The sequence below is a fragment of the Paenirhodobacter sp. YD-8 genome (genome assembly GCF_056590935.1).
The window spans coordinates 3,168,031-3,188,825 of the sequence record NZ_CM152649.1 but is presented as its reverse complement, the minus strand read 5'-3'; the positions used below and the strand labels follow the sequence as shown (position 1 = coordinate 3,188,825).

Genomic DNA, 20,795 nt, shown 5'->3' with positions numbered 1-20,795 from the left:
GCTAGCTGGGGCGAAAGCGCCTTCCAACCGATCCACCCCCGTCACGGAGTCCCCCCATGAACCTCGACCGCACGATCTTCGCCTTTGCCGGCGTGATGGTCCTGATCAGCGTGTTGCTGACCTGGTATGTCTCGCATTACTTCCTGTGGTTCACCGTCTTCATCGGCCTGAACCTGCTGCAGTCGGCCTTCACCGGTTTCTGCCCGGCGGCGATGATCTTCTCGAAGCTCGGCTTCAAGACCGGCTGCGCCTTCCAGGGCAAGTGAGCCCCGCGCCGGACAGATTTCGGGACAGGGCGGGGGAACCCGCCCTTTTCCTTTTCCGTTGAGGGGGGCAAGGCGCCCTGATAGCCTTGCCGCAACGATAACCGGAGACCGCGATGCTTCGCCGCACCCTTCTGACCACCCTCGCCGTGCTGTCCTTCGCGGGCACTGCCCTGGCCGCACAGACCACCGCCACCGGCTCTTCCGCCTCGAACCCGGTCGAGGTGCTGCCGCCGGAGAAACCGGCGCCGCAATGGCCGATCGCGAAGCGCTATTACCCGACCGAGGTGAACGTCCGGCCGGAGCTGGCCGTGGGCTCGATCATCATCGTCTCGGACAAGTTCTTCCTCTACCACGTCATCGCGCCGGGCAAGGCGATGCGCTATGGCGTGGCGGTGGGCAAGGACGAGCTGAAATTCCGCGGCACCGCCTATGTCGGGCGCAAGGTCGAATGGCCGAGCTGGAAGCCGACGCCCGAGATGGTCAAGCGCTCGCCCGACCATTACGCGAAATATGCCGAGACCGGCATGCCCGGCGGCCCGAACAATCCGCTCGGCGCGCGGGCGATGTATCTCTATCAGGACGGCCGCGACACCGCGATCCGCATCCACGGCACCACCGAGCCGAGCTCGATCGGTCATGCGGTGTCGAACGGCTGCCTGCGGATGGTCAACGACCACGTCATCGAGCTGTTCCAGTCGGTGCCGGTCGGCACGCCGGTGACGGTCTACTGAGACGGGCCCCGGGCCGGGGTCAGAAGGTCCCGGCCGTTGCCGCGTGAAACTCGAAGGCGCCGATCATCCGCGCGAAGAGATCGTCGTCGACCCGGCCCCAGAACTGCTCGGGATCGGTGCCGCACCATTTGTGCCGGGTGTGCAGGATCGCCACGGGGATGCCGTCGGGCCGCAGGAACTCCACCCGGCGCTGGTCGTCGCTGCCGACGAGGCGCTGGGTGAACATCGTGACCGAGATCGGCCGGCCGGAGCGGGCACGGCACAGCTCCTGAAACCGGCGCAGCTTGGCCGCCACCCGCGCGATGTCCTGAGTGCGGTGCAGCCGGTAGTGATAGAGGAAACACGCCGGGCCGGTGCCGCTCAGCCCGTCGAGAAACCGCTGCGCCTTGCGCAGGTAGCTTGCGCGGTTCTCGGCATCGTCGATCACGTCATGATGCGAGAATTCGAAGCCGTTGCAGACGGATTTCTCATAGAGTCCGGCCTCGCAGGTATAGAGCGAATGGACCGGCATCCGCGTCTTGTTGCGCTGCTCGTGGTGCAGGAACCGCGGCGTCAGCATGTCGACGAAATCGGTTTCGACGAGCTGCGTCGCATAGTCGATGTTCGACCGCGCGTGGCTGAACGGCGTGGAAAGCAGCGGCGCGACGCCGTGGCGCTGCAAGACGCCGTGGCCAAGACAGTTCTCTCCGATCGAATAGAAGGCGACGCCGGGGCTGGCTGTGGTCACTGCGGGTCTCGTGCTCGGGGGGCGGGGGTCTGCCCGCCGAGGCTAGGGGGTTTCCGGGCCGAAATCCACCGCCGAAGGCCTGTCGGCGGTGCCGGGGGCGGGGCAGGGGCCTGCCGATGCCCGCCGTGCGGGGCGGGCGCAGATTTTTCGCGCAAGCCTATTGACGCCCCGCGCGCCATCGCATAGCTACGCGCCACAGCGTGGCTAGGTAGCTCAGCAGGTTAGAGCACGTGACTCATAATCACGGGGTCGGGGGTTCGAGTCCCCCCCTCGCCACCAAAACTTCCCCCAGCTTCTGAAGAGAAATCGCCGGATCACCCGGACGGACCGTCAGGGCGGCTTGCGGTTTGCGTTCTCGCCCGGCGCTTCCCCGGCGAAATCGCCGCTGCCGAGTCGCGGCTCGGATAGGGCTTCGCCGGCTATCCCTCCCCGGCCGGCATCGGAACCTCGCCGCCGTCAAGAAAGGTCGTGGTGAGCGCCCAGCGGCATCGAGCGCTGCAGTGCGGATGCCGATGCAAGTCTCGAGGCATCTGCCGGGCCGATCGCCTGCCACTTCGCCTCGTTCTCCGACGCGGTGGCGTGACTGGCGCCGGGTGAAATCCTCGGGTGGGCCCCTCGCCTGGCCGGATCGGAGCCGGCGCTCCGATGCGCTGCTGATGCGCGTCCATTTCCTGTCCGCTGTCCTTTCGCCTGCGGGTGTCGTATGGATGGCGAAACGATTCAGGACAGATCATGCGACCTCATTTTGCTGCGCTCCTCGCCCTCGTGATCGCAACCGGATGTGCGCTCGGTTCCGGTGCCGTCGTCAAAGGCGCCGGGCCGGATGACCTTCTGAAGCTTCGCGAGGGTCCGGGCCTTGACCGCAAGATCATCATCGGCCTGCCGGACGGAACGCGTCTTACCCGTCAGAACTGTGTGACGAACAACGGCAAGGTCTGGTGCAAGGTCTATCTGACCGACAAGCCCAGTGTCTCGGGATATGTTTCGGCGGAGTATCTCGCGCATCGCTGACGGCGATCTGCTTGCCCCCTGTCGCGTGTGCCCGTCCGTGCCGGGCGCGCTGATCCGTCCGGGCGTCCGCCCGCGTGGCGGACGGTGACCGAAAGCCGGATGGTCGCGGCCCCCGGCCCGGCCCTCCCGCTCTGCATGATTTTATAAAATCTTTCGAAAACAGAAGGTTGTGCGATTTTCGCGGCAACCGGCCCGATCTGGCATCAACCCTGCTTCCTTCGCTGACAGGTTCGTCGGCGCGTGGAGGGGGAGGAGCCTTTCCCGCATCTGCCGAGGCCCCGGCGCGCAGGAGGCGCCGTCGCAACAGGTATGGGAGGAGAAATGCGCAATGGCATTTCAGATTAACATTGATAACGGCGGGACTCTCACCGACGTCTGCATCATGTCGGATGACGGCGTGACCAAGACCAAGGTCCTGACCACGCCCTACGATCTGTCGAAATGCTTCTTCGAGGGGCTGCAGAAGGCCTCGGAGGTCGTCTATGGCGCGACCGACGTGAAGCGGCTGCTCGAGGAAGTCGACCTGATCCGCTACTCGACGACGCAGGGCACCAACGCGATCTGCGAGCGCAAGGGGCCGAAGCTCGGCCTGATTCTCGCGACGGGCGCCGAGGATCTGCCCGCGCAGCTGGCCACCCATGATGCCGAGGTCTGGGCCGCGCTCGTCGGTGACCGGGTGGGCTTTGTCGAGACCGACGCGCTCGAGACGCCCGAGGCCGAGGTCGCGATCGTGCGCACGATCAACCAGCTCACCGCCGCCGGCGCGAACCGTCTGGTGATCTGCTTCACCGGCGAGGGCTTCCACAAGGCCGAGGAACGGGTGAAGCAGATCGTGCTGCGCAAGTATCCGCGCCACCTGCTGGGGGCGGTGCCGGTGCTCTATGCCTCGGACCTCACCGTCGACCGCAACCCCGACCGCCGCGCCTGGTCGGCGCTGATCAACTCCTTCCTGCACCCGTCGATGGAGGCCTTCCTGTTCCAGGCCGAGAACCGGCTGCGCGAATACCGCACGAAGAACCCGCTCCTGATCTTCCGCAACGACGGCGACGCCTCGCGCGTGGCGAAGACGGTGGCGATCAAGACCTATTCCTCGGGCCCGCGCGGCGGCATGGAGGGGGTGAAGGCCTTCTCCGCGCTCTATGGTTTCCGCGATGCGGTCTCGATCGACGTCGGCGGCACCACCACCGACATCGGCCAGTGCACCGAGGGCAAGGTCGCCGAGATCCGTCGCGGACATGTCGAGGGGATCTCGGTCTCCTTCCCGCTGTGCGAGATCATCTCGGCCGGCGCCGGCGGCAGCTCGGTGTTCAAGGTGAAGGACGGCAAGATCGTGATCGGTCCGGACAGCGTGGGCGCCCTCCCCGGCCCCGCATGCTTCGGCCGCGGCGGGAAGGAGGCGACGATCACCGACGCCAGCCTTCTCGCCGGCCTGTTCGACCCCGCCTCCTATTTCGGCGGTGGCATGGGGCTTGATGCGGGCCGCGCCGAGGCGGCGATCCGCACCAACATCGCCGAGCCGCTGGGCGTCGATCTCGAGACCGCGGTGACGATGATGGCCGACGCCTTCGAGGCGAAGGTCGCGGACGAGCTGCACCGCTTCACCACGATCTCGCCCGACACGGTGATGATGGCCTTCGGTGGCGCCGGTCCGCTGCTGGCCTGTGGTGTCGCCGAGAAGGCGGGGATCACGCGGGTGGCGATGCCGGCGATGGCGGCGGTGTTCTCGGCCTATGGCATCGGCGCCTGCGATGTCTCGCAGCGCTATGCGGTGACGCTGCCCGAAAACACCAGCGCGGCGCTTGCCACGGCGCGCGAGGCGCTGGCGCAGAAGGCCGCGCGCGACATGTTCGCCGAAGGCTTCGAGGCGGGCAGCTATACCGTTGCGGCGCGTCTGGTGACCGAGACCACCGAGGGCGAGGTCGTGCACGAGCTGGCCGAGGGCGAGGGCTTCCCCGCCGATCTGGCGAAGGCGGGCGCGGTCGAGCTTGAATTCGTCGCGACGAAGAGCCTGCGCCGGGGCGAGACCCGCACCGTCGCGGTCAACCGCCGGACCCGCGCCGAGGCGGCAGCCACGCGCGAGGTGCTTGTTGCCGGGCAGGGCCGCACCGATCTGCCGGTCTACCGGCTGAACGGCATGGCGGCGGGCGACTGGGCCAAGGGGCCCGCGATCCTCGAGGAGGATTACTTCACGGCGCTCATTCCGGCGGGGTGGACCCTCACCGTGTCCGAAGCGGGCGACGTCATTCTGGACCGGGAGGAATAAGCCATGACGATGAAAGTGCCGATGACCGAATACCTGCGCATCGACCTCGAGACCGAGAAATGGGAGTGCCGCGTCTGCGATCACGTGATCGCGCCGGCCGCGGGCAACTACAAGGAAGGGCTGCTGGTGCACAACCGCGACCCGCGCGAGATCCATCCGCCGGTGATCGACCCGGCGAAGTATCGCTACACCTTCTGCCCCGATCCGGAATGGGTGCGCATCCTCGAATTCTGCTGCCCGAAATGCGGCACCCAGATCGAGACGGAATACGCGACCCCGGGCCACCCGCCGCTGTGGGACATGCAGGTCGACGTGCCCGCGCTGAAGGCGCAATGGGCGAGCCGCGGCCCGGCGATGCTGCCCGATGCCGGCCCCGCCGTGGTGCCCGGGCGCGGCCACGCGCACTGACCGACGCCGCCCTCCGCGGCGCGCGCGGGGGGCACAACCATTGCCGGGACCGGCTGCCGGAGGAGGGCAGCCCCCGGACCCAATGCACAGGGAGAGAGCATGAAACGCGTTTCCGTTGATATCGGCGGCACCTTCACCGACTGCTTCGTCGTCTGGGGTGGGCGCTATATCGAGACCAAGGCACTGACCACGCACCACAACCTTGCGATGGGCTTCAACGAGGCCCTGGGCAAGGCCTGCAAGGTCCTCGATCTGGAACTCGAGGACATCCTGCAGCAGGTGGACTCGGTGCGCTACGCCACCACGCTCGGCACCAATGCGCTGATCGAGCATAAGGGCCCGAAGATCGGCATGCTGGTCACCGCGGGCTATGAGGCCACCGTGCCGCTCAGCCGCGCGCGCGGCTATGGCGAGGGGCTTGACGACATGGGCAAGCAGGATCTGCCCAATGCCCAGCGTCCCGACCCGCTGGTCGAGGCGCACATGATCCGCGGCATCCGCGAGCGGCTCGATTTCGAGGGCAAGCTGGTGATGGGCCTCGACGAGGAAGACGTCCGCCGCCAGCTGCGCGAACTCGTCGACCGCGGCGCCCAGATCATCGTCGTGGCGCTGGTGAACTCGGTGGTGAACCCCGCCCACGAGCAGCGCATCGAGGAGATCGTGCTCGAGGAATACCCCTCGCATCTCCTGGGCGCGATCCCGGTGATCCTGTCGCACCAGGTCGCGGGCCGGAAGGGCGAATACGTCCGCGCCACCTCGGCGATCGTCGACGGCTATCTGCATTCGACGATGTATCACGCGCTGTCCGCGCTCGAGCAGAACCTGCGCGTGCACAATTACGAAAAGCCGATGCTGGTGATCCACAACTCGGGCGGCATGGCGCAGCTGAACTCGACCGACGCGCTGCAGACCATCCACTCGGGCCCGGTCTCGGGCATCGGCGCCTCCGAGCACCTGTCGCTGCAGGCCGAGCTTGGCAACGTCGTGGCGACCGACATGGGCGGCACCTCCTATGACATCGGCATCGTCGTCGAGGGCGGCATCAAGCACTATGACTTCAACCCGGTCATCGACCGCTGGCTGGTCTCGGTGCCGATGGTGCATCTGGTGACGCTGGGCGCGGGCGGTGGCTCGGTTGCCGCCTATGACCGGATGTACAAGACGGTGAAATGCGGACCGGAAAGCGCGGGCTCGGACCCGGGGCCGGCGTGCTACGACCGCGGCGGGATGAAGCCCACCGTGACCGACGCCGACCTCCTGCTCGGCTATCTCGACGCCGAGAACTATGCCGGCGGCTCGATCCCGCTCAACCCGCGCCGGGCGAAGGCGGCGGTCGAGGATGCGCTGTGCGACGATCTCGATGTCTCGGTGATCGAGGCGGCCAAGCTCATTCGCGAGAAGGTCGACGCCAACATGGCGAACGGGCTTTTCACCGAACTGCGTGCCCGCGGCTATGATCCGAAGGACTTCACCATGCTCGCCTATGGCGGCAACGGGCCGCTGCATTGCTGCGGCATCGCGCAGAACCTGGCGATCGACAAGATCCTGGCGCCGCCGCTCAGCTCGGTGTTCTCGGCGGTGGGGGCGGGCAACATGCACCAGCTCCACATCCACGAGAAGTCGCTCTACATGGTGCTTTACGACAGCAACACCCGGCGGATCTTCAGCGATTACGAGCGGTTCAACGGCATCGTGGCCGAGCTGAAGGAACGCGGCCGTCAGGACCTGCTGCGCCAGGGCGTGCCGGCCGAGCAGATCCAGCACAACCTGGAACTGGACATGCGCTATGGCAACCAGCTGGTGCAGACCACGGCGGTGATCCCGATCCACGAGCTGAACAGCCCGAGCGACGTGCTGCAGGTCATCAACCAGTTCTCGACCGACTATGGCAAGCGCTTCGGCGAGGGCAGCCAGGCGCCCGAGGCGGGGATCCGGATCAACACCATCCGCGTGTCGAGCTATCGCCAGCACGAGACGGTGCAGTTCCAGAACATCAAGCCGCTGCCGAAGCCCGAACGTTCGGCCCCCCCGGCCCCGAGCGGGCACCGCACCTGCCACTTCGTCGGCCATGACGAGGCCTTCGAGACCCCGGTCTGGGCCCGCAAGGACCTCGACCCCGGCGTCGAGATCGCAGGTCCGGCGATCGTCGCCTCGGAAGTGACGACCTTCCTCGTCAATCCGGGCTGGACGCTGGTCGCGGCAAAGCAGGGCGCGACCTGGTTCCTGCGCAACGAGGCCCCGGTCACCAAGCACTGACACGCGTGCCCCGGCGAGAGGAGCGCCGGGGCCCATTCCAACAGGAGGAGTTCCCATGAAAGACATGACCACCGGGGGGCCGGCGCCCTCTGCCGAAGACATGAAGCTGATCAAGAAGTTCCTCGAGGACACCACGCTGTTCCTCGGTCCTGATCCCGAGATCATGCAAAACCACGACCTGATGCCGCGCTCGGTCGACGAGGAGCACGCCATCGCCAATGTCCCCGACACCCATACCATCGCCAAGATCCGTGACCGGCTGCAGGCCGGCTGCGACGAGGGCTATGAGATGGTCGAGCAGATGGGCGCGGCGCCCGGCGCGAAATGGGGCGATGTCATCACCGGCATCTATTCGGCCTCGGGCGACCTCGCCATCGCCTCGGCGGGCGGCGTGCTGCTGTTCTCGTCGGTCGTGCACCACCCGATCAAGTTCATCGTCAAGAACTGGATGAACGAGCCCACCGTGGGCGTGCGCGACGGCGACGGCTTCATTCACAACGACAGCCGCTATGGCAACGTGCACAACACCGACCAGTCGATGATCCTGCCGATCTTCCACGAGGGCCGGCTGGTGTGCTGGGTCGCCTCGACCGTGCACGAGGGCGAGAACGGCGCGATCGAGCCGGGCGGCATGCCGTCGATGGCGGAAAGCCCCTCGGACGAGGGGCTGAAGATGTCGCCCTTCAAGGTGGTCGAGAACTATCAGATCAAGCGCGACCTGTTGACCTTCCTGCAGAACTCGGTGCGCGAGCCGAAGCTGCAGCTCGAAGACATGAAGGTGAAGCTCTTCGCCTGCCTGCGCATCAAGCAGCGCATCGAGGAGACGCTGAAGACCGACGGCGCCGACGCGCTGATCTCGACGCTGCGGCTGACCATGGAGGACGTGCGCGCCGAGGTGAAGCGCCGGGTCTCGGAATGGCCGGACATGTCGGTGCGCACCTACATCATCCAGGACTCGACCCTGCGCGAGAACTGCGTGGTCAAGGTGAACTGCACGCTGACGAAGAAGGGCGACCAGCTGACCTTCGACTTCCGCGGCTCGAGCCCCGAGTTCACCAACCGGGCGACGAACACCATCCTCGGCGGGCTCAAGGGGATGCTGTCGCAGCTCTTCCTGTGCTACATCTGGCCCGACCTGCCGCGCGGTCAGGCGGCGATGGCGCCGATCGAGGTGATCACCGATCCGCACTCGATCCTGAACTGTTCCTATGACGCGCCGAACTCGCAGTCGCTGATGTCGATCTTCACCGGCTTCACCGCGGGCCAGCACGCGGTGGCGAAGTTCCTCTACTCCTGCCCGGAGAAGTTCACCAAGGTCCACGCGCCGGCCTTCAACATGATCAACACCTTCATCTGGGGTGGGGTCAGCCAGCATGGCGAGACGCTCGGCAACCTCTGCGCCGACCTGAACGGCATGGGGGCGGGGGCGACCTCGAACCGCGATGGCGAACATGCGCTGGCGCCGATCTTCGCCACCATGGCCGATATCGGCGAGCAGGAGGTGAACGAGGAAGACGTGCCGTTCCTGCAGCTCGTCTCGAAGAAGATGACGCGCGACGCCATCGCGCCGGGCAAGTATCGCGGCGGCCAGGGCTACACGATGATGGTGGCGACGAAGGACAGCGAGCAGTGGGGCTTCATGACCACGGCTCAGGGGGCGAAGATCCCGCCGATCCAGGGTCTCTTCGGCGGCTATGCCTGCGGCACCTATCCGCTGTCGAAGGTGCAGGGCGTCGACGTCTATGACGTGATGCTGAACGAGCCGGAGAAATTCCGCCACTCGATCGAGGAGATCATGAACGAGCAGCCCTTCGAGGGCGCGCGCTACACCACCCATCACATGGGCATGGGCTTCGACATCTCGAAGCGGGGCGAGCTCTACATGATCAGCCAGGGCGCCGGTGCGGGCTATGGCGACCTGCTCGAACGCGACCCGGTGGGCGTGGTCAAGGACATCGAGGAGGGGCTGATGTCGGCCGAGGTGGCGGCGCGGCTCTACAAGGTGGTGTTCGACCCGGCGACGCTGGCGATCGACTTCGAGGCGACCGAGAAGGCGCGCGCCGACGAGCGCAAGGCGCGCATCGCCCGCTCGGTGCCCTATGCCGAGTTCGTCAAGGGCTGGAACCAGCCCAGGCCCCCGGCGCATCTGCCCTATTTCGGCTGCTGGGGGGACGATGTCGAGACGCTCTACATGGGCTCGCCCGACAAGACCCGCCGCGGCGACGAGCCGAAGCCGAACTACATGGTCCACCCGAAGGACGTGCGCATCGCCGAGCTCGAGGCGCGTCTGGCGGCGGCGGGTGTGCCGGGAGACGAAAAGCAATGAGCCAGTCTCTCGCAGAGGATCTGCCCAAGGGTTCGGGCACGAAGGCGCTGCGGGTCTGGCTGGAGTCGTCGGGCTATGCCCGGCGGCTTCTGCTGGGCGAGGCGGGCGACCCCTGGGCCGAGGGCGCGGCGAAATACCTGTCGTGGTTCACTCAGGCCCGGGGCCTGCTGCGCGGCGATGTGGCGGTGGTCGACGTGGGCGACATGTTCCGTTCCTGGCGGGCGCGTCACCCGGGGCTTGCGGCCGAGATGGGGGCGAAGAAGCGCGTCCCCTATCCCCTGCGCCGGATGCTCGAGGAGGAGGGCCCGCGGGCGCTGCTCGACGAGGTGACGGTGGCGGTCGGCGCCCATCTGCAGGGCCAGGTGCCCTTGGTGCTGGCGATGCCGGCGCCGGGGGCGTGGCTTGCCGAGGCGCAGATCGCGGCCGGACGTGAGGCCGAGGTCGATGCCGACGCGGTCGAGGATGCGGCGATGTACATGGCCGATTTCATCCGCTGTGTGGCAGGCCGGCCGGTGGGCGGGCTGCTGCTCGAGGAAGGGGCCGAGCCGGGGCCGGCCGACCGCTACGCGCCGATCCTGAATGCCGCACGGCATTACCGCTGGGCGGTGGTCGGACGCGGTGCGGCGCCGGGGCAGCGCGGCTTCGATGCGGTGATCGGCGCCGATCCGGCGGCGACCGGGTGCGACGTGACGGCGACACTCTTCGCCGGCGAACCGCTGCCCGAAACCGGCGCGGGGCAGTTCCTGTTCGCCGAGGTGCCGGTCGCCCATGCGCCCGAGGCGGTGCTCGAGGCCGTCGCCCGCCTGCGCGGCACCGTTCCGGCCTGAGGGCCCCACGCGCTTTGCGGCGCCTGCCATTCCTCCTCCAGGGGGCGCGCTGCAGGGACGGCACCCGGGACCCCGGGTGCCGTTTCCCGTTTCAGCCCTCGCGCAGCTGCGCGATGTGGTCCTTCAGTCCGAGCTTGTCGAGCCGGACGTAGAGCGTGCTCTTGGCGATGCCGAGATCGCGCGCGGCCGAGGTCATGTTGCCCTGATGGCGCCGGATCGCGGCGGCGATCGCGTCGCGCTCGGCCCGGTCGAGCGGCGACAGCGCCTCGGCCAGGCCGATCAGCCGGGGCGTGATCTGCAGCTCGGGCGGCAGCGCCTCGGGCCGCAGGATCGCGCCCTCGCTTTCAAGGAACATCCCCTCGAGCACATTGCGCAGCTCGCGGATGTTGCCGGGCCAGTCGTGGCCCGCCAGCGCCTCGAGGACCGCGGGCGCGATCGCCGGCACCGGGCTTTCGTAGCGCGCGGCGATCTGGGCCACCAGATGCGCGGCAAGCGCCGGCAGGTCCGACATCCGCTCGCGCAGTGCCGGCAGCTTCAGCGAGGTCACGGCGATGCGGTAGAACAGATCGAGCCGGAACCGGCCCTCGCCCGCCTCGGTCTTCAGGTCGCGGTTGGTCGCCGCGATCAGCCGCAGCTTCACCTTGCGCGGCCGGTTCTCGCCGATGCGGTAGACCTCGCCCGATTCCAGCACGCGCAGCAGATGCGGTTGCAGATCGAGCGGCATCTCCCCGATCTCGTCGAGGAACAGCGTGCCGCCGTCGGCCGCCTCGATCTTGCCGGTCATGCCGCCGCGGCGCGCGCCGGTGAAGGCGCCGTCGGCATAGCCGAACAGCTCCGAGGTCAGCAGCTCGCGCGAGAAGCCGCCGCAATTGATCGCGACGAAGGGGCCCTTGGCCTGCGCCCCCGCCTCGTGCAGGGCCTGGGCGAAGGCGTCCTTGCCGACCCCGGTCTCGCCCAGCAACAGCACGGGCGCGGGGCTTTTTGCCAAGAGCCGGGCGCGGCGGATCGCCTCGAGATAGGCCGGCGCCGTTCCGGACAGCCGGTCGAAGGGATCGACGCCCGGACGGGGCGCGACGGTGCGCAGCCCGGCGCGCCGCACCGTTGCCGCGCGGTCGGGCAGCACCAGCACCGCCCCGAGCCGCTCGCCCTCCTGATGCACCGGTTCGATCCAGTCGTGGTCGATCCAGCCCGGCATGTTCTCGGGGGCGACGCGGCCCTTCTTCCAGGGCAGCAGCAGGTTGCGGATCGACTGCGCATCCTCCGCCCCGGTCTTCGCCAGTTCCGCCATCAGCGCCGCTGCCCGCTCGTTCGTCTTGATCGGCCGGCCCGAGCGGTCGAAGACGATCAGCCCGTCCCGCCCCGGGCCGCGCAGCCGCTCGAGGCACTGGTCGAGCAGCTGATAGCGCAGCTTCAGCTCGCGCTGCACCAGGCGGTTCTCGATCCGCCCCGCCGCGGCGATGGCGAGCGCGAGGCTGTGCCGGCTGTAGCTTTCGTTCAGCCCCGAGATGTCGATCGCGCCGAGCGTGGCGCCGCTCACCGGCTCGCGGATCACCGCGGCCGAGCACGACCAGTGCTTGATCCCCGAGCAGTAATGCTCGGCGGCGTGGATCTGGATCGGCTGGCCGATCTGCAGCGTGGTGCCGATCGCGTTGGTGCCGCAGGTGGCCTCGCTCCAGTCAGCGCCGGGCATCAGGTGAATCGCCTCGCTCGGGTCGCGCAGGGCATTGTCCCCCTCGACGCTCAGCACCTTGCCGGCGCAGTCGGTCAGCACCATCACCGTGCCGGTCTCGAACAGGAAGTCGCGGGCCGAGGCGATCACCGGCGCGCCGGCCTGCATCAGGTCCTCGCTGTCGGCGAGCAGGTCGTGCAGCGCGTCGCCCATGGCGGGCAGGGGCGCGCTCTGGCGTCCCGGGTCGACCGCGCCGTGACAGCGCCGCCATGAATCGTCGATCAGCCGGCGCAGCGCGTCCGATCCCGGTTCCTGCCCCTCCATGAACCGTTCCCACGAGGTCATGATCTGGGTGTCGTTCTCGGGGCGCGACAACCGCTGACGCAGCATCGTCTGTGGCATGTGACTTCTCCTCCCTGGAGACAGGGGCCGGTCGCCCCCTGCTGCGCCCGTCTCCTCCCCGAGACGTCTGCGGCAGGTGCCCGGTCGTGCCGGGTCTGTCTCCTCTCCTCGCGCGCAGCTTAGCATTCCCCTTTGCGAAAAGGGAAATTCTCTTGCGCGAAGGGGGCGGGGCGCCGTCCCCGGGCGGGTCCGCAGCCCGGGTCCGCGACGCTGCGGCGCGGCAATTCCGGCATGGCCGGTCCGGTTCCCGGCATGCGCCGGGCCGATCGCCGCGTCCGGAAACCGGACGCCCGGCCGCGTCTCCCGTCCGGTCCTCGTCCGGTGCCGGGTGGGCGGCCTGCCTCCGCCCCGCAGTAAGTCCCGGTCTTCATTGCCGCTTGGTCAACTGGCAAGAAACCTGCTTCCTGTTCCTTCGGGAGAGGGAGGAATGACGATGGACAAGAACGGCTCTGCACCCTTTGCGGTTGCGGCAAAAGCGGTGGGGCGGGTGCCGGTGACGGTGCTCACGGGCTTTCTCGGCGCCGGCAAGACGACGCTTCTGAACGCGCTGACGGCCCGGCCCGAGATGGCCGGCGCGGCGGTTTTCATCAACGAGCTGGGCGAGATCGGCATCGACCACCACCTCGTCGAGCGAATCGACGACAGCCTCGTCATCCTTGATTCGGGCTGTCTGTGCTGCACCGTGCAGGGCGATCTGATGCGCGCGCTGATGCGCCTGCACGAACGCGTCTCGCGGCGCGAGATTGCGCCGGTGACGCGGGTGCTCATCGAGACGACGGGGCTCGCCGATCCGGCGCCGGTCCTGCGCGCGCTGATGGAGGACCGGCTGGTCTCGGCGCGGTTCCGCTGTGACGGGGTGCTGACCGTGGTCGATTGCGAGCGCGCGCGGATGCAGCTGCCGCGCCACCGCGAGGCGCGGGTGCAGGTCAGCCTCGCAGACCGGCTGCTGCTGTCGAAATCGGCGCTGGCGGGGCAGGTCGAGACCGCCGCGGTGCGCCGCGAACTTGCGGCGCTGAACCCCGGCGCCGCGCAGATCCTGCTGACCGAGGGCGAGGCCGATCCCGCCGCGATCTTCGGCGCGGGGCTCTATGCCGCCGAGGCGGTGCCTGCCGACGCGACCGACTGGCTTGGCGCGGTGACCGCGCTGCGCGCGCCGCAGCCCGTGCCGTTCCCCATTCCGGGGCAGGGCCATGCTCCGTCGCATTCGGGACGGGTGCGCAGCTTCGTCGTCGAGTTTGCCGAGGCGCCGGGCTGGCGCGGCTTTGCCCTCGCGCTCGGCCAGATCCTCGAGGCCTGGAGCGGCCGGCTGCTGCGGGTGAAGGGGCTGATGGCGTTGCCCGGGCTCGAGGTGCCGGTGGTGGTGCAATGCGTCGACGGCACCGCCTGCCTGCCGGTGCGCCTGCCGGCCTGGCCGCGCGGCGGGGCGCTCTCCGACCGGCGCGGCCGCCTCGTCTTCATCGGCGAGGATCTCGCCCCCGCCGACGAGGCCGCGATCCGCACCCGCCTGGCCGCGACGCCCGGCGACCGCGAGGCGCTGCGCCGCGCCGCAACCACCCCGGGCCTGCCCACCCGCAGCTGGCTGGCCGAGCGCGTCCCGCTCACCCCGCGGCAGGAGTTCGCCTCCGAGGCGTTCATCGTCCAGCCGCGGTTCCTGGGCGAGATCCGCCGCCATGGCTGAGACCGGAGCTTGCCCGGCCGGCGTCGGGCGCTACTGTGGCCCGCGGTGGCGGAGGGGCAGATGCGTGCAGTGACGGGCCTCGGGCTCGGGCAGAAGATGTCGGTGCAGATGTCGCAGGCGATGCGGCAGGCGCTCGAGTATCTGCAGATGGACAGCGCCGGGCTGTGCGGGGCCTTGGTCGCGGCGGCGGCCGACAACCCCTGCCTGCAGGTCACGCTGCCCGATCCCGAGCCTGACGCGCCGCGCCCGGGCCGCGCGCCGCCGCGCTGGCGGCCGCAGGCGGGCGGCGATGGCGGCGAAGCCGAGCGGATGGCCGATGCCGCGCCCGGGCTGCATGCCCATGTCGCGCGCCAGATCGGCCTTCTGGTCCGCTCCCCGCGCGAGGCGGCGATTGCCGCCGTGATGGCCGAGGCGCTGGAGCCGAGCGGCTGGCTCGGCGCGCCGCTTGCGGGGCTGGCGGCGCGGGCGGGCTGCACGCTGGCCGAGGCCGAGGCGGTGCTCGCCCGGCTGCAGCAGATGGAGCCCGCCGGGCTTTTCGCCCGCACGCTCGCCGAATGCCTGGCGCTGCAGCTCGCCGACCGCGAGGCGCTGAGCGCGCCGATGCAGCGCCTGCTCGAGAACCTGCCGCTGCTCGCGCGCGGCGAGGCGGCCAGCTTGCAGGCGCGCTGCGGTGTCGGCGCCGAGGACCTCGCCGCGCTCGTCGCGCAACTGCGCCGGCTCGATCCGAAGCCCGGCGCGCATTTCGGCGATGCCCCCGAGCTGCGCCGCGCCCCCGACCTGATCGTCACGCGCGCGGCCGGCGGCTGGCAGGTCGCGCTGAACCGCGAGGCCCTGCCGGCGATTTCGGTCACGGAACAGGGGGCGGGGCCCGGCGCGCTTGCCACCGCGAAATGGATCGCGCGCACGCTGTCGCGCCGCAACCGCATGGTGCTCGAGGTGGCGGCCCATGTCGTCGCGCGCCAGCAGGCGTTTCTGGAAACCGGGCCGGCGGCGCTGGTGCCGCTGACCTGCGCCGAGGTGGCGCGCGCGCTCGGCTATCATGACAGCACGATCAGCCGGGTGCGCAGCGGGCTCTTGCTGCAGACGCCGCGCGGCATGCTGCCGATGGAGGCCTTCTTCGCGCGCACCGGCTCGCGCGGGCAGGGCCGGGTGCCGGCGCCGGCGCTGCGCGCCCTGCTGGCCGAGATCATCGCCGCCGAACCGGCGGTGGCGCCACTCGGCGACGACGCGCTCGTCGCGGTTCTGGCCGGGCGCGGCATCGCGCTCTCGCGCCGCGCGGTCGCCAATCATCGGGCCCGGGCGGGCATTCCGCCGGCCCGCGACAGAGGAAAGGGAGGACGGACCTCATGAGAAAGATCTACGGCTCGGCGTCGGAGGCCCTGGACGGGCTTCTGGTCGACGGGATGACGATTGCGGCGGGCGGGTTCGGCCTGTGCGGCATTCCGGAACTTCTGATCGACGCGCTGGTCGCAAGCGGGGTCAAGGACCTCACCATCGCCTCGAACAATTGCGGCGTCGACGGCTTCGGCCTCGGCAAGCTGCTCGACACCCGCCAGATCCGCAAGATGATCTCGTCCTATGTCGGCGAGAACGCGGAATTCATGCGCCAATACCTGTCGGGCGAGCTCGAGCTCGAATTCACCCCGCAAGGAACCCTGGCCGAGCGCATGCGCGCCGGCGGCGCCGGCATCCCGGGCTTCTACACCAAGACCGGCGTCGGCACCGTGGTCGCCGAGGGCAAGGAGCACAAGGACTTCGACGGCGTGACCTATATCCTCGAGCGCGGCATCGTCGCCGATGTCTCGATCGTCAAGGCCTGGAAGGCGGACGAGAGCGGCAACGCGATCTTCCGCAAGACCGCGCGCAACTTCAACCCGCCGGCGGCGATGTGCGGGCGCGTCTGCGTGATGGAGGTCGAGGAGATCGTGCCGACCGGCTCGATCGACCCCGACCTGATCCATCTGCCCGGGATCTACGTGCACCGGCTGATCCAGGGCACGCACGAGAAACGCATCGAACAGCGCACCGTGCGCAAGCGGGAGGCAGTATGATGGCCGAGTTCGTGAAGGGCTGGGACCGCAACCAGATGGCCGCGCGCGCGGCAAAAGAGCTGCACGACGGCACCTATGTGAACCTCGGCATCGGCATCCCGACGCTGGTGCCGAACTTCATCCCCGCGGGGGTGAACGTGACGCTGCAGTCGGAGAACGGCATGCTCGGCATGGGCCCCTTCCCCTATGAGGGCGACGAGGATCCCGACCTGATCAACGCCGGCAAGCAGACGATCACCGAACTGCCGCAGACCGCCTATTTCGACAGCGCCACCAGCTTCGGCATGATCCGCGGCGGCAAGATCGCGATGGCGATCCTCGGCGCGATGGAAGTGAGCGAAAAGGGCGATCTGGCGAACTGGATGATCCCGGGCAAGCTGGTCAAGGGCATGGGCGGGGCGATGGATCTGGTCGCCGGCGTCAAGCGCGTCGTGGTGGTGATGGACCACACCAACAAGCACGGCGAGTCGAAGGTGCTGAAGGCCTGCACCCTGCCGCTGACCGGCCAGGGCGTGGTCGACCGGATCATCACCAATCTCGGCGTGCTCGATGTGACGCACAAGGGGCTGCACATCGTCGAGCTCGCCGATGGCGTGACCGAGGAGCAGCTGCGCGCCGCGACCGAGGCGACGATCGTCGACTGATCCGACCGCCGCGAAGGCCCCGCGCCACCGCGGGGCCTTCGCATCCCATCCCGCCTGCGGCGCTTCCAATTGCCCCAAATATCCCGGGGGTGAGGCCGAAGGCCGAGGGGGCAGCGCCCCTCTCCCTCTCAGACCCGAAAGCCCCGATGCGGTCTTGGCCATCCGATGATCGCACGGGCCGGGGCACGGCAGCGGCGTGACATTCCCGCCGCGCTGCCCGAAGATGCGGCAACTCAGACGGTGCAGGAGGTTGCGGTGCCGATCCAGGACGAAGCGGGCGTGACGAATGGCCTGAACCTGCTGCTGGTCACCCTCGATCAGCTGCGCGCCGATGTGGTTTTCGGCGCGCTTGCGGGGATCGTGCCGACGCCGGCGCTCGACCGCCTGCGGGCCGAGGGGGTGAGCTTTGCAAATTGCTTCACCGCCGCGGTGCCCTGCGGGCCGTCGCGGGCCTCGCTGCTGACCGGGCTTTACGCCTTCAACCACCGCGGCATCCGCAACGGGGCGCCCGTCGCCCGCCATCACGCCACGCTCGCGACCGAGCTGCGCCGCCTCGGCCGCGAGCCGCTGCTGTTTGGCTATTGCGACATGGCCGCCGACCCGGCCGAGCGCGACCCGCGCGACCCGGATCTCGCCACCTACGAGCTGCCCGCCCGCGGCTTTCGCGAAATCGTGGAGATGCGCTTCGAGGCGCCGCTGGCCTGGATCGGGCATCTGCGCCGGCGCGGCTACGACCTGCCCGAGCCGCTGCCGGCGCGCTGGTTCGACCTCTATCGCCCGATGGGCGAGGGGCTGCGCGCGCCCGCCTTCTACCGCGCCGAGGACAGCGACACCGCCTTTCTCACCGACCGCACGCTCGAGGCGCTCGAGGCGCGGCGCGACGGGGTGTGGAGCGCGCATCTGACCTATATCCGCCCGCACCCGCCGCTGGTCGCACCGGCGCCGTGGAACCGGCTTGCCGAGACCGCGCGCATCCCGGCGCCGGTGCCGGCGGGTGCCGCGCATCCGTTCCGCGACGCCTGGTTCTCGGCGCCGTCGCAATTCGGGCTGCACTGGGGGGTCGACGGCCGCTGCGAGGCACTCCCCCCCGCCGCCACCGCCGATCTGCGGGCCGTCTATCTTGGCCTCGTGGCCGAGGTCGACGCGCATCTCGGCCGCATTCTCGACTGGCTCGACGCGACCGGGCAGGCCGGGCGCACCGTGCTGGTGCTGATGGCCGATCATGGCGAGATGCTGGGCGATCAGGGCTATTGGGGCAAGGACAACGTCCTGGCCGCGGCGCATCACGTGCCGCTGGTGATCCGTGCGCCGGGCGCGCAGGCGGGGCGGGTGGTCGCGGATGTGGTCTCGACCGTCGATGTCACGCCGACGCTGCTCGACCTTCTGGGCGGGGTGCCCCCCGCGGCGATGGACGGGGCGCCGCTGACGCCCTTCCTGCGCGGCGAACGGCCGGAGGACTGGCGCGGACTGGCGCTGACCGAGATCGACCTGGCCGAGCCCGGCGCCCCGACCCGCTTCCAGCGCGCCTTCACCCTGCCCGAGACCCGCTGCAACGCCGCGATCCTGCGCGACGCGACGCATACGCTCGTGCATTTCAACGGCGGGCTGCCGCCGCTTCTGTTCGACCGTCAGGCCGACCCCGCCGAGACACGCGACTTCGCCGAGACGCCGGAAGGGCGGGCGCATGTCGCGCGGCTGCGCGCGGCGATGCTCGACCTGCGGATGGAGCGCGCCGACCGGCGCCTGACCGGGATCAGCGCCTCCGGCTGAGCGGGCGGGAACCGCCGCCCCGCCCCGCGCGTTCCCCGCCCGGGAAAACCGGGGAAGGGTGCGATGAGCGGCAGCGACGGGATCAGTGAACAGGATCTGGCAGCGATCGAGGAGGCGACGCCGATCTCGGCGCCGGTGGTCTTCGAGCTCATCCGCCGCGAAGGCGTCGAGGAGCTGCAGCGCCCGGCCTCGGCGCTGATGATGTCGGCGCTGATCGCCGGGCTGGCGCTTGGCTTCTCGGTGCTGGGCAAGGCGCTCTTTCACGCACATCTGCCCGACGCGCCCTGGCGGCCGCTGGTCGAGAACCTCGGCTACAGCATCGGCTTCCTGCTGGTGATTCTCGGCCAGATGCAGCTGTTCACCGAGAACACGATCACCGCGGTCAGCCCCTGCCTCGTCGATCCGCGGCGGGCGGTGCTGTTGCGGCTCGCGCGGTTGTGGGGGCTGGTGCTGGTCTTCAACCTGATCGGGGCCGCGGCCTTCGGGGCGGCGCTGCTGGGCTTCGAGGCGCTGAACCCGCCGCTTTTCGCCGCGCTGCTCGAGATCTCGCGCCATGCGCTGGCGCCCGGGCCGCTCGAGACCCTGCTTCTGGGCGTCGGGGCGGGCTGGCTGATCGCGGCGCTGGTGTGGATGCTGCCCAATGCCGGGGGCACCGGGGCGTTCCTGATCGTGCTGGTGACCTGGCTGATCTCGCTGGCGGGCTTCTCGCATGTCATCGCCGGCACCTGCGAGGCGGTGCTTCTGCTGCTGGCGGGGGAGGTGAGCCTTGCCCGCGCGCTCTTCGGCTTCACCCTGCCGGCGCTGACGGGCAACATCCTCGGCGGCACCGTGATCTTCACGAGTCTGATCTGGGCGCAGATCCGAATCGAGCATGCCCGCCCGGAACCCGAGTTCAGCTATGAAAGATTCTGGCATCGGCGTGACAGCCGCCGGTAGGAATTCATGAAAAATTCGTTATCGGATTTTGCGTGAGCGGAAAGCCGCTCACGCGCTGAAACAGTTTCGGCCGTTTCTCGCCCGCTTTCCGGCCGGCGGGACATCTTGGCTTTGCTTGCGGAACCCGATCTGGAATTGCTGTGTGCACGGTTTCGCCGCGATGCGGCAGACCGCTCCTGTCGACCGATCCGCGAAGGCGAACTGATGACCTTGAAGACGCTTGTTGCGACCGCTGTTCTGGGCTGTGCGATGTTCCTGTCCGGCATGACGCCGGTTCATGCGGAAAACCGTCATCAGCAGCAGGACCAGGTCGTCCGGGTCGCCGCGGTCGCGCCCGAGGAGCTGAAGCAGGCCGTCGCGCAATCCTCGGCGATGCAGACCCGGCGCGGCCGGATCTGGTGCGTGCCCTTCGCGCGCGAGGTGAGCGGCATCAATCTGCAGGGCAATGCCAAGACCTGGTGGCAGAAGGCGACGAACCTCTATCCGAAGGGGCAGCGCCCGGTTGTCGGCGCGGTTCTGAACTTCCGCGCCACCCGCGGCATGCCGATGGGCCATGTCGCGGTCGTCTCGCGCATCGTCTCCGAGCGCCGGATCCTCGTCGATCACGCGAACTGGCACCGCAACAAGGTGTCGCTCGACATGGCGGTGGTCGATGTCTCGCCGGCGAATGACTGGTCGCGCGTGCGGGTGGAAACGCTGCCGAACACGCTGGGCAGCGTCTATCCGACCTACGGCTTCATCTACAAGGCCGCGGCGAACGGCTGAGTTCAGCCGATCCGGGTTCAAATCACGCGTATTTTTGCCGCGGATTGAACGACTCGGAACTTTTT

17 protein-coding genes and 1 tRNA gene are annotated in these 20,795 nt (G+C 69.0%); 16 read left to right on the top strand and 2 right to left on the bottom strand.

Translation table 11 applies throughout. The annotated features are described in order from the left end of the window. Positions 1-56: 56 nt before the first annotated feature. A complete protein-coding gene (locus AC0QTQ_RS15455) occupies positions 57-266 on the top strand; it encodes a YgaP family membrane protein (protein WP_121533752.1) in 210 nt (69 codons plus the stop codon). Positions 267-379: 113 nt separating this feature from the next. Beyond that, entirely contained in the window at positions 380-997 is a 618-nt protein-coding gene (locus AC0QTQ_RS15450) for a L,D-transpeptidase (RefSeq protein WP_480257303.1), read from the top strand. Between the two features lie 19 nt (positions 998-1,016). On the opposite strand, the gene AC0QTQ_RS15445 is transcribed toward AC0QTQ_RS15450, so the two are convergent. Next, positions 1,017-1,724, bottom strand: coding sequence for a DUF1796 family putative cysteine peptidase (locus AC0QTQ_RS15445; protein WP_480257302.1), 708 nt, complete (start codon positions 1,722-1,724; stop codon positions 1,017-1,019). 202 nt (positions 1,725-1,926) lie between these two features. Between AC0QTQ_RS15445 and AC0QTQ_RS15440 the strand changes: the two genes are divergently transcribed. From AC0QTQ_RS15440 to AC0QTQ_RS15410, 7 genes are all read left to right on the top strand, one after another. After that, a tRNA-Met gene (locus AC0QTQ_RS15440) sits at positions 1,927-2,003 on the top strand. Positions 2,004-2,456: 453 nt separating this feature from the next. Next, the gene (locus AC0QTQ_RS15435; RefSeq protein ID WP_121533748.1) at positions 2,457-2,735 is read left to right on the top strand and encodes an SH3 domain-containing protein; all 279 of its coding nucleotides are present in this window, start codon (positions 2,457-2,459) and stop codon (positions 2,733-2,735) included. Between the two features lie 328 nt (positions 2,736-3,063). Next, a complete protein-coding gene (locus AC0QTQ_RS15430) occupies positions 3,064-4,998 on the top strand; it encodes a hydantoinase/oxoprolinase family protein (RefSeq protein WP_480257301.1) in 1,935 nt (644 codons plus the stop codon). A gap of 3 nt (positions 4,999-5,001) precedes the next feature. Continuing rightward, positions 5,002-5,406 (top strand): acetone carboxylase subunit gamma, encoded by a 405-nt coding sequence (locus AC0QTQ_RS15425; RefSeq protein ID WP_245965265.1) that lies wholly within the window; start codon positions 5,002-5,004, stop codon positions 5,404-5,406. A gap of 99 nt (positions 5,407-5,505) precedes the next feature. Further along, the gene (locus AC0QTQ_RS15420; protein ID WP_121533746.1) at positions 5,506-7,662 is read left to right on the top strand and encodes a hydantoinase/oxoprolinase family protein; all 2,157 of its coding nucleotides are present in this window, start codon (positions 5,506-5,508) and stop codon (positions 7,660-7,662) included. A gap of 55 nt (positions 7,663-7,717) precedes the next feature. Then, positions 7,718-9,988 (top strand): hydantoinase B/oxoprolinase family protein, encoded by a 2,271-nt coding sequence (locus tag AC0QTQ_RS15415; RefSeq protein ID WP_480257300.1) that lies wholly within the window; start codon positions 7,718-7,720, stop codon positions 9,986-9,988. Then, on the top strand, positions 9,985-10,815 hold the full coding sequence (locus AC0QTQ_RS15410; RefSeq protein ID WP_480257299.1) for a hypothetical protein: 831 nt from the start codon (positions 9,985-9,987) through the stop codon (positions 10,813-10,815). Before AC0QTQ_RS15415 ends, AC0QTQ_RS15410 begins: the two co-directional genes overlap by 4 nt. Before the next feature lie 91 nt (positions 10,816-10,906). Here AC0QTQ_RS15410 and AC0QTQ_RS15405 read toward each other — a convergent pair whose 3' ends face one another. Then, positions 10,907-12,886: a sigma-54-dependent Fis family transcriptional regulator gene (locus AC0QTQ_RS15405; protein ID WP_480257298.1), complete on the bottom strand. Its 1,980-nt coding sequence runs from the start codon at positions 12,884-12,886 to the stop codon at positions 10,907-10,909. A 427-nt stretch (positions 12,887-13,313) separates the two neighbouring features. Between AC0QTQ_RS15405 and AC0QTQ_RS15400 the strand changes: the two genes are divergently transcribed. The 7 genes from AC0QTQ_RS15400 (at position 13,314) to AC0QTQ_RS15370 (ending at position 20,730) form a co-directional block, all read left to right on the top strand. Then, on the top strand, positions 13,314-14,564 hold the full coding sequence (locus tag AC0QTQ_RS15400) for a CobW family GTP-binding protein (RefSeq protein WP_480257297.1): 1,251 nt from the start codon (positions 13,314-13,316) through the stop codon (positions 14,562-14,564). Positions 14,565-14,624: 60 nt separating this feature from the next. Next, complete coding sequence (locus AC0QTQ_RS15395; protein WP_480257296.1) at positions 14,625-15,914, top strand: RNA polymerase factor sigma-54; 1,290 nt, start codon at positions 14,625-14,627, stop codon at positions 15,912-15,914. Further along, on the top strand, positions 15,911-16,615 hold the full coding sequence (locus tag AC0QTQ_RS15390) for a CoA transferase subunit A (protein ID WP_480257295.1): 705 nt from the start codon (positions 15,911-15,913) through the stop codon (positions 16,613-16,615). The genes AC0QTQ_RS15395 and AC0QTQ_RS15390 overlap by 4 nt, the downstream gene beginning before the upstream one ends. After that, positions 16,615-17,259, top strand: coding sequence for a 3-oxoacid CoA-transferase subunit B (locus tag AC0QTQ_RS15385; protein WP_480257294.1), 645 nt, complete (start codon positions 16,615-16,617; stop codon positions 17,257-17,259). Before AC0QTQ_RS15390 ends, AC0QTQ_RS15385 begins: the two co-directional genes overlap by 1 nt. 165 nt (positions 17,260-17,424) lie before the next feature. Beyond that, positions 17,425-19,029: a sulfatase-like hydrolase/transferase gene (locus tag AC0QTQ_RS15380; protein WP_480257293.1), complete on the top strand. Its 1,605-nt coding sequence runs from the start codon at positions 17,425-17,427 to the stop codon at positions 19,027-19,029. Positions 19,030-19,092: 63 nt separating this feature from the next. Continuing rightward, positions 19,093-19,965 (top strand): formate/nitrite transporter family protein, encoded by an 873-nt coding sequence (locus AC0QTQ_RS15375; RefSeq protein WP_480257292.1) that lies wholly within the window; start codon positions 19,093-19,095, stop codon positions 19,963-19,965. 204 nt (positions 19,966-20,169) lie between these two features. After that, positions 20,170-20,730: a CHAP domain-containing protein gene (locus AC0QTQ_RS15370; protein WP_480257291.1), complete on the top strand. Its 561-nt coding sequence runs from the start codon at positions 20,170-20,172 to the stop codon at positions 20,728-20,730. The last annotated feature ends 65 nt before the right edge of the window (positions 20,731-20,795 follow it).

Bases quoted from the DNA above. Each gene is read 5' to 3' on its own strand.
- AC0QTQ_RS15375 (WP_480257292.1), top strand. From the start codon at position 19,093: ATGAGCGGCAGCGACGGGATCAGTGAACAGGATCTGGCAGCGATCGAG.
- AC0QTQ_RS15410 (WP_480257299.1), top strand. From the start codon at position 9,985: ATGAGCCAGTCTCTCGCAGAGGATCTGCCCAAGGGTTCGGGCACGAAG.
- AC0QTQ_RS15370 (WP_480257291.1), top strand. From the start codon at position 20,170: ATGACCTTGAAGACGCTTGTTGCGACCGCTGTTCTGGGCTGTGCGATG.
- AC0QTQ_RS15415 (WP_480257300.1), top strand. From the start codon at position 7,718: ATGAAAGACATGACCACCGGGGGGCCGGCGCCCTCTGCCGAAGACATG.
- AC0QTQ_RS15380 (WP_480257293.1), top strand. From the start codon at position 17,425: ATGATCGCACGGGCCGGGGCACGGCAGCGGCGTGACATTCCCGCCGCG.
- AC0QTQ_RS15455 (WP_121533752.1), top strand. From the start codon at position 57: ATGAACCTCGACCGCACGATCTTCGCCTTTGCCGGCGTGATGGTCCTG.
- AC0QTQ_RS15400 (WP_480257297.1), top strand. From the start codon at position 13,314: ATGACGATGGACAAGAACGGCTCTGCACCCTTTGCGGTTGCGGCAAAA.
- AC0QTQ_RS15420 (WP_121533746.1), top strand. From the start codon at position 5,506: ATGAAACGCGTTTCCGTTGATATCGGCGGCACCTTCACCGACTGCTTC.
- AC0QTQ_RS15450 (WP_480257303.1), top strand. From the start codon at position 380: ATGCTTCGCCGCACCCTTCTGACCACCCTCGCCGTGCTGTCCTTCGCG.
- AC0QTQ_RS15425 (WP_245965265.1), top strand. From the start codon at position 5,002: ATGACGATGAAAGTGCCGATGACCGAATACCTGCGCATCGACCTCGAG.
- AC0QTQ_RS15435 (WP_121533748.1), top strand. From the start codon at position 2,457: ATGCGACCTCATTTTGCTGCGCTCCTCGCCCTCGTGATCGCAACCGGA.
- AC0QTQ_RS15395 (WP_480257296.1), top strand. From the start codon at position 14,625: ATGCGTGCAGTGACGGGCCTCGGGCTCGGGCAGAAGATGTCGGTGCAG.
- AC0QTQ_RS15385 (WP_480257294.1), top strand. From the start codon at position 16,615: ATGGCCGAGTTCGTGAAGGGCTGGGACCGCAACCAGATGGCCGCGCGC.
- AC0QTQ_RS15390 (WP_480257295.1), top strand. From the start codon at position 15,911: ATGAGAAAGATCTACGGCTCGGCGTCGGAGGCCCTGGACGGGCTTCTG.
- AC0QTQ_RS15405 (WP_480257298.1), bottom strand. From the start codon at position 12,886: ATGCCACAGACGATGCTGCGTCAGCGGTTGTCGCGCCCCGAGAACGAC.
- AC0QTQ_RS15430 (WP_480257301.1), top strand. From the start codon at position 3,064: ATGGCATTTCAGATTAACATTGATAACGGCGGGACTCTCACCGACGTC.